Annotated in this window: 11 protein-coding genes; 8 read left to right on the top strand and 3 right to left on the bottom strand. The window is 32.5% G+C overall.

The window, feature by feature from the left end; all coding sequences use genetic code 11:
* The 5 genes from K8V80_RS08875 to K8V80_RS08895 form a co-directional block, all read left to right on the top strand.
* Nucleotides 1-495 (top strand): glycoside hydrolase domain-containing protein (locus tag K8V80_RS08875; protein WP_276777140.1); only part of this gene is annotated, 495 nt, incomplete at its 5' end.
* A gap of 66 nt (nt 496-561) precedes the next feature.
* Nucleotides 562-1143, top strand: a complete 582-nt coding sequence (locus K8V80_RS08880) for a hypothetical protein (RefSeq protein ID WP_006743767.1) — start codon at nt 562-564, stop codon at nt 1141-1143.
* Between the two features lie 43 nt (nt 1144-1186).
* A complete protein-coding gene (locus K8V80_RS08885) occupies nt 1187-1750 on the top strand; it encodes a cob(I)yrinic acid a,c-diamide adenosyltransferase (protein WP_006743768.1) in 564 nt (187 codons plus the stop codon).
* 76 nt (nt 1751-1826) lie between these two features.
* Nucleotides 1827-2048, top strand: coding sequence for a DUF2795 domain-containing protein (locus K8V80_RS08890; RefSeq protein WP_006743769.1), 222 nt, complete (start codon nt 1827-1829; stop codon nt 2046-2048).
* A gap of 75 nt (nt 2049-2123) precedes the next feature.
* Nucleotides 2124-2747, top strand: a complete 624-nt coding sequence (locus K8V80_RS08895) for an outer membrane beta-barrel protein (RefSeq protein WP_276777144.1) — start codon at nt 2124-2126, stop codon at nt 2745-2747.
* A gap of 13 nt (nt 2748-2760) precedes the next feature.
* Here the strand turns inward: K8V80_RS08895 and dacB are convergent, their stop codons facing one another.
* The 3 genes from dacB to K8V80_RS08910 are packed head-to-tail and all read right to left on the bottom strand — an operon-like array spanning nt 2761 to nt 5940.
* Nucleotides 2761-4158, bottom strand: a complete 1398-nt coding sequence (gene dacB, locus K8V80_RS08900; RefSeq protein WP_276777146.1) for a D-alanyl-D-alanine carboxypeptidase/D-alanyl-D-alanine endopeptidase — start codon at nt 4156-4158, stop codon at nt 2761-2763.
* Nucleotides 4155-5504 (bottom strand): dihydrolipoyl dehydrogenase, encoded by a 1350-nt coding sequence (gene lpdA, locus K8V80_RS08905; RefSeq protein ID WP_276777149.1) that lies wholly within the window; start codon nt 5502-5504, stop codon nt 4155-4157. Before lpdA ends, dacB begins: the two co-directional genes overlap by 4 nt.
* Before the next feature lie 22 nt (nt 5505-5526).
* The gene (locus K8V80_RS08910) at nt 5527-5940 is read right to left on the bottom strand and encodes a PH domain-containing protein (RefSeq protein WP_276777153.1); all 414 of its coding nucleotides are present in this window, start codon (nt 5938-5940) and stop codon (nt 5527-5529) included.
* Nucleotides 5941-6080: 140 nt separating this feature from the next.
* Between K8V80_RS08910 and nadB the strand changes: the two genes are divergently transcribed.
* From nadB to K8V80_RS08925, 3 genes are all read left to right on the top strand, one after another.
* Nucleotides 6081-7655 carry an L-aspartate oxidase gene (gene nadB / locus K8V80_RS08915; protein WP_276777155.1) on the top strand — a complete coding sequence of 525 codons (1575 nt, stop codon included), beginning with the start codon at nt 6081-6083 and terminating at the stop codon, nt 7653-7655.
* Nucleotides 7656-8347: 692 nt separating this feature from the next.
* A complete protein-coding gene (locus tag K8V80_RS08920; RefSeq protein WP_276777157.1) occupies nt 8348-9991 on the top strand; it encodes a DNA/RNA non-specific endonuclease in 1644 nt (547 codons plus the stop codon).
* 259 nt (nt 9992-10250) lie between these two features.
* A complete protein-coding gene (locus K8V80_RS08925; protein WP_276777160.1) occupies nt 10251-11786 on the top strand; it encodes a fimbrillin family protein in 1536 nt (511 codons plus the stop codon).
* The last annotated feature ends 107 nt before the right edge of the window (nt 11787-11893 follow it).

The raw sequence follows: 11893 nt of genomic DNA on the forward strand, positions 1-11893 counted from the left end.
AATATGGGTAATTATGCTCATGGAAACCAACCTATTCAACATATGATTTATCTTTATAACTATGCTGGTCAACCTTGGAAAGCTCAATATTGGACGAGAGAAGTAATGAATAAATTATATACACCAAATCCAGATGGATATTGTGGAGATGAAGACAATGGTCAAACTTCAGCTTGGTATGTTTTTTCTGCTTTAGGTTTTTATCCAGTTGCTCCTGGTACAGATCAATATGTAATAGGTTCTCCATTATTTGATAAAGCGACAATACATTTAGACAATGGTAAAGATGTAGTTCTTGAAGCTCAAAATAATAATGAAGAGAATAGATATATTCATTCTATTTTATTGAATAATAAAAACTACACTAAAAACTATTTCCAACATGGTGATTTTGCTAATGGGGTAAATATCATTTACTCAATGACTGATAAGCCTAATAAAGAAAGAGGTATTAATGATGTAGATGTACCTTATTCTTTCTCTAAGGAAAAATAAAAAACAATCAAAATAATAGAAATAAGCAGTGAGTTAATTAACTTGCTGCTTATTTTATATAGGGGCATGTTTATATTAGAAAAAGTAAAAAGAATATTCATTTGGTTCAAGAGGTTTAGGAAACGTAAAGGATATGGTGTTCATTCACCTTTTGCCTTTAATTTTATCACTCAAGTCATTTATGAAAAAGGAGTTTATTATAATTATTCTCTTCTTAATCAATTACCACATTCAAAAGTTGAGTCTGATAAAGTAATTAAATTATTATTTAGATTAGTAAACTTTATAAGTCCTCATACCATTCTATATAAACATAGAGGTGACGACATATCAGATATATTTAGATGGGCTAAATCTGATGTGCATATTTTTGGTAATGTAAAAAATTCTTGTAAACTTGATTTTGTTTATTTAGAAATGTCTTATGATAATAAAGAATTAGAAAATATTCTCACTGAAATAATTCCTATAATGCATAAGGACTCTATACTTATTATATATGGAATAGGGTTCAATAAGGAAAGAATGGAGTTTTGGTCAAAAGTGATAAGTCATCCTAACTCTGGGATTTCTTTTGATTTATATGATCTAGGCATATTGTTTTTTGATCATTCAAAGAATAAGCAAGACTATATAGTCAACTTCTAGTTCTCTTATTATGTTATAAGGATATAACATTAAACTATTAATTATGAAAAAGAGTTTTGTTTATACACGTACTGGAGATAAAGGTACTACTAGTTTGATTGGTGGTACACGAGTTCCTAAATATGATATTCGTTTAGAAGCGTATGGAACCATTGATGAGTTAAATGCTCATATCGGCTTATTAATTTCTGCTATGGAGAATAGTAGTGATATTAAATTCTTGAGAGGAATTCAAAATAAACTTTTTGATGTGGGTTCTCACTTAGCAACCGATCAATCTAAAACAACTTTGCACAGAACATCTGTGATGAGCGAAGACGAAGTTGAAGAGCTAGAACAGCGCATTGATGAGATGGATGAAAATCTGCCTGGCTTGAAATCTTTTATTCTCCCAGGGGGTACTTCTGCATCTTCTGTAGCACATATATGTAGAACAATTTGCAGAAGAGGTGAAAGAAGAATTCTTGAATTATCTGAAAAAACAGAAATTTCGAGTGAATTAATCGCTTATGTGAATAGATTATCTGATTTTTTCTTTGTTTTATCTAGAAAGTTGAATTTAGAGACTGGGCAGGCAGAAATTTATTGGAATACTAATTGTAAATGATAGATATTATTCTATATTTGTGCGCTAAAGTATAAAATTCAATTATCATTAATATAAATAAAATACTATTAACACTATGTATTGGACATTAGAACTTGCATCAAAGTTAGAAGATGCTCCATGGCCAGCTACGAAAGATGAACTAATTGATTATGCTACGCGTTCTGGAGCACCATTAGAAGTAATAGAAAACCTTCAAGAAATGGAAGATGAGGGCGAAGTCTACGAAAGCATCGAAGATATTTGGCCAGATTATCCAAGTAAAGAAGATTTCTTTTTTAACGAAGATGAATATTAAATTACTCTAAAGTAGGAAAGATAAGTATGAAATTAAGTAGTATTTATTTTTCCTACTTTTTTATTTATTTGAATTATGAAAAAAAGTTTTTATTTGGTTTTAGTAATGCTTTTGGGCTTTTCTTTTACAGCTCATTCGCAGATTAAGTTTGGTATTAAAGGTGGTTTGAATGTTACTAAAGTTTCTTTTAGTAATATTCCTAGTAATTTCGACTCTAATAACCGTGTAGGGTTCTTTGCTGGACCTACATTGGATGTTAAGCTTCCGCTGGTAGGTTTAGGTGTCGATGGTGCATTTTTATTTTCGAAAAGAGATGCCAAGGTAGAATATAATGGAAAAAATGAAACTTTTTCTGAAACAGGATTTGATATTCCTATTAATTTGAAATACACTTTTGGCTTATCAAGTCTAGCTTCTTTTTACCTAGCAGCAGGTCCAAACTTCTTTTTCAATATTGATAAAAGTCAAAAAGTGGATGATGTGAAGTTTAATAAGAAGAGCGCACAAGTTGGTATTAATATGGGTGGTGGTGTTACTTTCCTTACTCACTATAGATTAGGGATTAATTATAATATACCCTTGAATAAATCGGCAGATGGCGTAACTATTTCTGATGCTAAAGAAACTTTAGAAGAAAATTTTAAAGATGCTTCTTACAAATCTAAAAACTGGCAAATATCATTTACTTATTTATTCTAAATTGAATTAGAGTTTATTTACTTAGTAGACTGCAAACAACGTCTTGAAAACGTCTTGCTTGGCTACTTTTCAGTATATTTTGATTCAGAATTGCGAAGGCTATAATCTCACCTTTGCTGTTTTCAGTAAAGCCTGCAAGGCTACTGGCAGCAGTAATGGTGCCGGTTTTAGCCTTTACTTTTTTGTAGGCACTTGTATTCTTCATACGATAAGCTAATGTTCCATCAATACCAGCTACAGGCATAGAGGGATATATTACATTGAAAATAGACTTCTTTTGGTAAGTGTATTTTAAGAGATTGAGAAGAAGATTTGCACTAATTAAATTATAGGGTGACAACCCACTTCCATCAGCAATTTGATAATTACAAGGGTTATCTCCTAGTTTTAAAACTAATGAATCAACATAGGTTAGCCCATCTTTTGCTGAGATATGCTTACCCTTATTCAACTTTCCTATATTAATAAGTAATGATTCTGCATTTAGATTATCACTTTCTTTGAGCATAGGTTTTATAATTTCAGGAATAGTGATGATGTTTTTATAGATTAACTGTGTCTCTTTGCCTTCTTCAAATTCTAAAACATCATAATATCCATCAATAATAATTCCATTTTGCATCATTTTCTCATAAAAGGTATGTAGGAAAAAATTTGTAGAATTATAAACATTTACTTCTTTCACCCTAAATCGATCCACATTTCCAGAAATCATAATATTATTTTGGTTTTCCAACCAATTACGGGTTACTTCTAGTTTTCCTGCTTTAGGATCTTTACTTACTGTTTTGTTTTCAATAGAATAATAAGATGATTTTGGTTTGGCTATCACTTGTGCTTTCTGACCAGGATTATAAGGTCTTGACTCTATAGTTACTTTACCTTTATTGTATGTAAGAGGAGAGATATAGGGTTGATAGGAACTAGGATTATCATCCCATGCCCATCCTTCACCCCAATAGAGTGAATCTTTTAATGAGATATCTCCATAAATATTTCCTTTAATGCGAGAAACTGATAGTTTCTTAATTTGACTTATAAATTCATCTAATTCTACTTCTCCAAATTCAGGATTTAATCCCCCTATAACATATAAATCGCCATATAAAACATTCTCCTTAATGACGCCATTATACCACAACGAGGTTTCAAGAGGTTGTACATGATACTCCAGAGCTGTTATTGCAGTTAGGAGTTTTAATGTAGAGGCTGGTCGAGCTAATTTATTGGCATTATGCTCATATATTAACTGGTCTTTGCTGAGGTTATAAACAGCAATACCTACCTCCGAACTCGAAGGTAGGTATTGTTTAATATACTTATCAATTTCTGTAGAGATATTATTTTGACAGATAGAGTTTATTTCAAAGGTAAATGCCAAAATAATGGCCAATACGATTCTGATTATCATAGGAATTCTTTAAATATTTCGGTTACTGTGGGGTGAGGGAATACTATTTTGTTCCACTCTTTAGTTGTCAATTTTAAATCAATAGCCATTGCAGCTAATGTTATTATTTCTGATGCTGGATTACCTAATAAATGCGCTCCTAATACATGGTCTTTTTCTCCATCAATAAGAAGTTTGCATAATCCATTAAACCCTTCATTTTCGGCTACAAATCTACCAGAGAAAGTCATTGGAATGACTTTTTTAGTATATGTTATTCCTTCTTTTTGGAGTTGTTCTTCTGTTTTTCCAACACCCGCTATTTCTGGATTTGTATAAACAATACCTGGTATAGCTGAATAACTCATAGAATCATCTTTTCCGAGAATCGTATTTATTGCTACTTCTGCTTCTCTGATAGCCGTATGAGCTAAAAGCGATTTTCCATTGGCATCACCACATACAAAAATAGTAGGGATAGATGATTGTAGCTGAGCATTGACAACAACTTGTTTTTTTTCATTGCGTTCAATACCCAAATTTTCTAATCCAAAGTTTTCTATAGAAGCTCTTCTGCCCACACTCAATAACACTTTTTCTGCTTCTAGACTTTGTTCTTCATTGTCTTTTGATACAGTTACAGTAGTTAAGTCGTCTTTCTTACTTAAAGATTCAACCTTTGTTTGAAGCATAAACTCAATGCCATTCTTTGTATATTCTTTTCGTAACTCTTCTACTACTTCTCTATCCATACCCGGAAGAATTTCGTCCATCATTTCAATAATGGTTACTTTAGTTCCTAAACTGTTATAGAAAGAAGCGAACTCAAGTCCTATTACTCCACCACCTACTACAATTAGAGATTTAGGTTGTTCCTTAGTTGATAAAGCATCTTCATGTGTCCAATAGTCTACTTGATCGACTCCAGGAATTGGAGGGACAAAAGTATGCGAACCTGTGCAGATAAGAAGATTATCAAATGTATATTCTTCATCTTGGCAGCGAATTGTATTTTTATTAATAAGGAATGCTTCTCCTTCAACGACTTCTACTTTAGCTTCTTCCATTTTTGCTTTAACTCCCAAAACTAGTTTACGAACAACTTTATTTTTGCGAGAAATAATACGTTTAAAATCAAAGGAAGCATTTTCTATATTTACAGCGAAACGTTTCGCATCTTTCGTTTTATCATAAATTTTGGCAGAGTATAAAAGTGTCTTTGTTGGAATACATCCTTCGTTTAGACAAACACCCCCTAGGTTTTTCTTTTCAAATAAGATTACATTTAAGCCTGCTTTACCTGCTTTTTCAGCCGCACTGTACCCAGCTGGGCCTCCTCCAATAATAGCTACTTGATAATTTTTCATTGTATTTGATTTTGTTGGTTAATTAGGATTCGTTATCTATATAGTGTTCTTTCTTTTTAATAACTGCATTAATAAATCGACTCGGACTAGCTGGAGTGATTGCTATATATTTACTCTTATTATAAGTGATTAATACATATTTTGCAACGTAGAAAGCTCCAAATTTAGTGGTTGTTTTTTCTTCAATATCTGTGATATTATCAAAATCTAGTTCTTGAGTTTTACTAAATCTTCCTCTTTTGATAATCAATTTATTATGACTTGTAATGATGTATTGGGTATGAATTATTTTTTCGATGAGTACAATTAATAATACAGCAAGAATTGCGGCTAATATAGCCTGCTTTATCCAAATCATATACAAGCATACTGAAGCTATGATAAAAACGTAGATGATTTGGTCCCATCGTGTACGAGAATGGAATGTTCTATTCATTATTGAAATTTTATAGCAAGGTAGCAATTTTAGCAATTATTCCCAACTTGACTCGCCTTAGAAGCAACAAATTTTATATATTTGTACTAACAGTGAGTAAGGTACTTATAAGAGATTTCTTACTCTAATATTATAGATACATGGTGAAGAAATATGATTTTCTTGTTATAGGTTCAGGCATAGCAGGTATGAGCTATGCTCTTAAGGTGGCAGATAAAGGATCTGTTGCTTTAATATGCAAAACGAAACTAGAAGAGGCAAACACTTATTATGCTCAAGGTGGTATAGCTTCGGTTACCAATAAATTAGTAGATAATTTTGAGAAGCACATTGAGGATACAATGATTGCTGGTGACTGGTTGAGTGATCCACAAGCTGTAACTAAGGTAGTCAAAGAAGCTCCTAGTCAGATACGAGAGTTAATCAGTTGGGGAGTAAAATTTGATAAAAATGAAAAAGGAGAATTCGATCTTCATCGGGAAGGTGGGCATTCAGAGTTTCGTATTCTTCATCACAAAGATAATACAGGAGCAGAAATACAAGAAAGCTTGATTCGTGCTGTTCACGAACATCCTAGTATTGATATTTATGATCAGCATTTTGCTATAGAAATATTAACACAGCATCATTTGGGAATGCATGTTACACGTCAAATACCAAATATAGAGTGTTATGGTGCTTATATTTTAAATCCTGAAACCAATAAAGTAGATACGTTTCTAGCGAAAGTAACCTTAATTGCTACTGGTGGGGTAGGTGCCGTGTATCAAACTACAACAAATCCTTTAGTTGCTACTGGTGATGGTATAGCTATGGTTTATCGTGCAAAGGGAACCGTAAAAGATATGGAGTTTGTACAGTTTCATCCTACTGCTTTATATCACCCAGGTGATAGACCTTCTTTTCTTATAACCGAAGCTATGCGTGGTTATGGAGCTGTACTAAAAACAAAGGATGGAGAAGAGTTTATGCAGAAGTATGATAAACGCCTATCCTTAGCTCCACGTGACATAGTTGCACGTGCCATTGATACAGAGATGAAGAGTAGAGGGGAGGACCATGTCTTTCTAGATGTTACTCATAAAAACTCCGAAGAAACTAAAAAACATTTTCCCAATATTTATAAAAAGTGTTTGAGCTTGGGTATTGACATAACAAAAGATTATATACCTGTAGCTCCAGCAGCTCATTACTTATGTGGAGGTATAAAGGTGGATTTTGATGCTCAATCTTCTATTAATCGACTTTATGCAGTAGGAGAATGTTCCTGTACAGGTTTGCATGGTGGTAATCGCTTAGCTTCCAATTCTTTAATTGAAGCTGTAGTTTATGCTGATGCAGCTGCAAAACATAGTTTGAAAGCTATTGACAATTATTCTTTTAATGAACATATCCCCGAGTGGAATGATGCCGGAACTCGTTCTCCAGAAGAGATGGTATTAATAACTCAAAGTCTTAAGGAAGTAAATCAGATTATGAGTACTTATGTGGGTATTGTGCGAAGCAATCTTCGTTTAAAAAGAGCTTGGGATCGTTTGGATATCTTGTATGAAGAAACAGAAAGCTTGTTTAAGAGAAGCTATGCCTCTAAAGAAATTTGTGAATTACGTAATGTGATTAATACAGGATATCTAATTATGAGACAAGGTATTGATCGTAAAGAAAGTCGAGGTTTGCATTATAATATTGATTATCCACCTCAGAAAAGAGAGTAATACTAATTTGAACAACATACCCTAATTTTATAAGATTTATAGAGTGCATTTTTCTTTTAAAGATGCGCTCTATTTTTTTAGTAAGCATATTTTTAACACCGATATGAGAGTGACATGTCGGTGTCATCGTATCATCATGACACCGACATGATGATACGATGACTCACTGATATTACATATTTTGATTATAATTTTTTAGAGGTAGGATATATGGTTTACCTGCTAACTTAAAGAGTTAAGATAACACCTTATGAAAGATTATTTACTTTGAATTTAAGGTGATAAGTCCTTGGAACATTTTCGTCTAAAATTTAAAATGCTCTTATTCTATCTAAAATAGTGCTCTTTTAGATAGAACTGCTACAAAACCAATAGATCACAAAAAATATTATTTGTGATGTTTAGATTAAAAAGAAGGTTGCTTAAGGAGTATATTTAAGGCAACCACATAAAGAGTACAATTTACAACTATTTTTTAGATTTCTTTATTTGTTTTTAAAATAGTTGATTTATACAATAAAAAAGGTTTTTTAGTTTTGTTAATAAAAAGCTTTATACTAACTTGCTAGGCTACAAACCATTAATTAAAACCGGTGGGTTAAAGGGCAATTTTAACTATTAATTTATCAAGAATCATGCAGGTTAGAGTTAACTTTGTCATAAAACAACTATTTAGATTTAAAGATTGAATTATGAGGAGTATTAAAGCAGGCTTACTGGCAACCTTGGCAATTTTTTTATATTGCTGCAATAGCCATAATTTTGTAGAAAACTCGCAAACTGATGTCGATAGAAGTAATATCGAGTTTTCTGCACTAGTAGAACAGAATGGTTCTACTACTCAAACTAGAAAATCAGGAAATGATTGGACTAGCGGTGATGCCGTTGGTTTGTTTTCTTTTGAAAGCGGTAAGCCTAATAGTCAAGCTACTGTTGACGAAAATGTAAATAACCGTAAGTTTATTACTACAACAGGTGATGGAATCTTTTCTGCTGAAGAAGGACATATACCTTACCCTACAGAGAAGAGGGATTTTATTGCTTACTTCCCATTTAGCAATGTTACTGCTGTTAAAGAAGATCTTACTTATTCAGTAGATATTACTAATCAAAATGACATTAATGCAATTGACTTACTTTATTCCAATAACTTAAAGAATTTTGATGGTAGTACTAAGCCTGAATTATTATTCAAACACGCACTTGCTCGTATTGAACTTACTATTAGTTCGACTAAGTTTAGCTTGAAAGGAGCAAAAGTAGAATTGGTTCATTTATTATCAAAAGCTGATTTCAACTTAGTTTCTCAAGCTTTATTAGTGGATAATAATTCTGCTACTAATGTTACTTTACCTATTAAAGAGGTAAGTGGCAAATTAAGAGTGGCTGCATTAATCTTACCAACAGGAAAAGCTCAAGACTTTACTCTAAAAATCACATTAAGTGATGGTCAATTAGTGTATTGGAGTAAACATAAAGACAAAGGTTGGAAGTGGGAATCTGGAAAGATTTACACCCAAGAAATCCAAATTGGAGAAAATGGTGGAGTAGATCCAGAACCTGAACCAGGTGATCATTTTGGTTTCTTTGAAACACCTCAAAGAGCTAAACAAATTGCAAATACACAGTTTGTAGTACATAATGTACCTAGCAACTCTAGTCAAAACATTCGTTTCGATGCCAATGGTAACCCTCAGAGAAACTATACATTACTTTATGATACAAAATATAAGATTGCTTATTGGGTAGCGTTCCCACATCATAAAAACTATATAGGATCTACTAAGAGAACAAATGCTTGGCAATATGATCCAATTGTAGAGACAAGAGATCAAATCAACTTGAAATCTAGTTATAAAGAAAGTTATGACCGTGGTCACCAAATAGCTAGTGGTGATAGAACAGCAGATAAACCATTAAATCAAACTACTTTCTATTATACAAACATGACTCCACAGGTTGGCCCAAAAATGAATCAAGGAATTTGGGCTAGACTAGAAGATCACGTAAGAGATTATGTAAAGAGTCATGGCGACACTGTGTGGGTAGTAACAGGTGCTGGCTTACCAGAGAATACAAATGAAATAAAATATGCTCATTCTAAGAGTGGAGAGCCTTCAGCAATTCCTACCTATTACTATAAAGCCTTAGCTAAAAAGGTGGGTGGTAAATATTACACCAAAGGATATTTATTGTATAACAGAGACTATAGTAACCAAAATGGATATGAAGAGTGTGCTGTATCAGTGAAAGAACTGGAAGATAAAACAGGATTTACTTTCTTCTCTTCTGTTCCAAAAGAAGACAAAGAAATCATCGTAAATTCTCAATGGTAATCTTGTAACTACTACATAATATCTCAGATAATGAAAAACACAATAAGCTCTTATAAACAGATTTCCCAAATAGAGAAACATCATTCTACTTGGAAAGGTCTTTTGGATTCTGTAATTTATACAGATGAGAATTCTCATTGTGTTTTTCAAAACCTAATATCTAAAACGATTTTTAAATATCATATAAAAACTAAAATAGCTTATTGAATGAGGTTGTACCTTATTCAATAGGCTATTCTTATTTTAAGTTCATATAAAAATGAAGAAACTTAAGGCACTTTTTTTATCACTAACAGCTATTGCTCTTTTAGGAGCCTGCTCAAACGATAGTAGCGATTCTTACGATGGTTTCGACTATAGTGGAAGAACTACAGTAAAGTTTACAGCAAATATAGCAGATATGGGTGCATCTAATGAGGACAATAATTGGTCACTCAAAGATGCTATTGGTATGTACGCTATTCATAGCGGAAGCACACTCTCAGATGAGGCTCTTTATAAAGAAAGAGCGAATGTGAAGTATACTACACTTTCTACTTCAGAAATAGCAGAATTTAAGGCTGCTAAGGCTAGTGAAGCTATACAGGTAGAATGCTGTGATGTGGATGTTATCGCTTATTATCCTTATAGCTCAGCTATAAAAGATTATCAATATCCTGTTGATGTAGTCAATAATAAAGATGTTCTTTACTCTAATAATGTAAGAAACTTAATTATTGGTGATGCAGGTCATTTAGTATTCAACCATACTTTATCTCAACTGATTGTCAAAGTTATAGCAGGTGAAAACGTAACCTCATTAGTAGGCATTAAAGCTGATAAATTATCAGGAACAATTGCTGAGGGTAATTTAGACTTGGCAACAGGTTTGGTTAGCATTAAAGAAGGTGCAAAAGCTAAAGATATTCAGACAAGCGTAAAAGCTGAAAAAGGCCAAGCAACTATTAAATCTTTAATTTTACCTGGTCAGCCTATTAAGAATGGTAGTATAAAGATACTACTAGAAGGTAAAGAATATGTATGGTCTACTTCTGATGAAACCATTGTAGAACCAGGTAAAATATATACCTATACCATGACGATCAATGCTGATGGTAGTTGGACTGTTCAGCCTAATGCAGAAGTAAGCGATTGGACAGAAGGTAATGCTAATGGTGATATCGATGTTCTTAATCCTGATAAGGATGATACAGAAGAGCCAGGGAAAGACACAGATGAACCCGTAAAACCAGAAGATCCAAATACTGGAGTAAATGTTGGCGATGAAGTGATTGTAATGGCTGAAACATTTGGTGAAAATCCATCAAAGAAATGGGATCTAAAATACTACGCATTTAATGATAATCAAGATTTTGATACAAAAAATGTAAAGTTTGATAATAAAGGTAGTAGGGTTGCTGCAAGATCTAGAGTTAATTTTTTGAGTTTTGAAAAACATGTTTGGTTCCCAGGTTTTGATGCTTATGCAGAAGTACCTGAAACAATTATGCCTACTCTAAATATATCTAATATTAATACTACAGGTCTTAGGGATATTAAGTTATCCTATGATATGACTGCTGATTTCAGAAAAAATGAATATATCCATGCTAATTTTTTGCATGTATTTATTGATGGAAAAGAAATTAAGACAGATGATACTGTGATAGCCGAACCACAATATAATGGCTCATATTATACTGTAAATATTTCTATTAGTACCCCGTTCTCAGAATTGGAGTTCCAAACTAATAAAGAAAACTATTTAGGTATTCGTTTGGACAATATTAAAATCAGTGGAATAAAATCTGAATAATAGGATTGACTAACTTGTGAAGGTCTGATTATTATTTATGTGTAAAAAGGCCTTCTTTTCATAAAATATAAAGAGATGAGAAAACTAAAATCGATTTTTTTAGCTCT

This window comes from Bacteroides coprosuis (genome assembly GCF_020741705.1).
Taxonomy (GTDB): domain Bacteria; phylum Bacteroidota; class Bacteroidia; order Bacteroidales; family Bacteroidaceae; genus Bacteroides_E; species Bacteroides_E coprosuis.

Bases quoted from the DNA above. Each gene is read 5' to 3' on its own strand.
- K8V80_RS08880 (WP_006743767.1), top strand. From the start codon at position 562: ATGTTTATATTAGAAAAAGTAAAAAGAATATTCATTTGGTTCAAGAGG.
- K8V80_RS08885 (WP_006743768.1), top strand. From the start codon at position 1,187: ATGAAAAAGAGTTTTGTTTATACACGTACTGGAGATAAAGGTACTACT.
- K8V80_RS08890 (WP_006743769.1), top strand. From the start codon at position 1,827: ATGTATTGGACATTAGAACTTGCATCAAAGTTAGAAGATGCTCCATGG.
- K8V80_RS08895 (WP_276777144.1), top strand. From the start codon at position 2,124: ATGAAAAAAAGTTTTTATTTGGTTTTAGTAATGCTTTTGGGCTTTTCT.
- dacB (WP_276777146.1), bottom strand. From the start codon at position 4,158: ATGATAATCAGAATCGTATTGGCCATTATTTTGGCATTTACCTTTGAA.
- lpdA (WP_276777149.1), bottom strand. From the start codon at position 5,504: ATGAAAAATTATCAAGTAGCTATTATTGGAGGAGGCCCAGCTGGGTAC.
- K8V80_RS08910 (WP_276777153.1), bottom strand. From the start codon at position 5,940: ATGAATAGAACATTCCATTCTCGTACACGATGGGACCAAATCATCTAC.
- nadB (WP_276777155.1), top strand. From the start codon at position 6,081: ATGGTGAAGAAATATGATTTTCTTGTTATAGGTTCAGGCATAGCAGGT.
- K8V80_RS08920 (WP_276777157.1), top strand. From the start codon at position 8,348: ATGAGGAGTATTAAAGCAGGCTTACTGGCAACCTTGGCAATTTTTTTA.
- K8V80_RS08925 (WP_276777160.1), top strand. From the start codon at position 10,251: ATGAAGAAACTTAAGGCACTTTTTTTATCACTAACAGCTATTGCTCTT.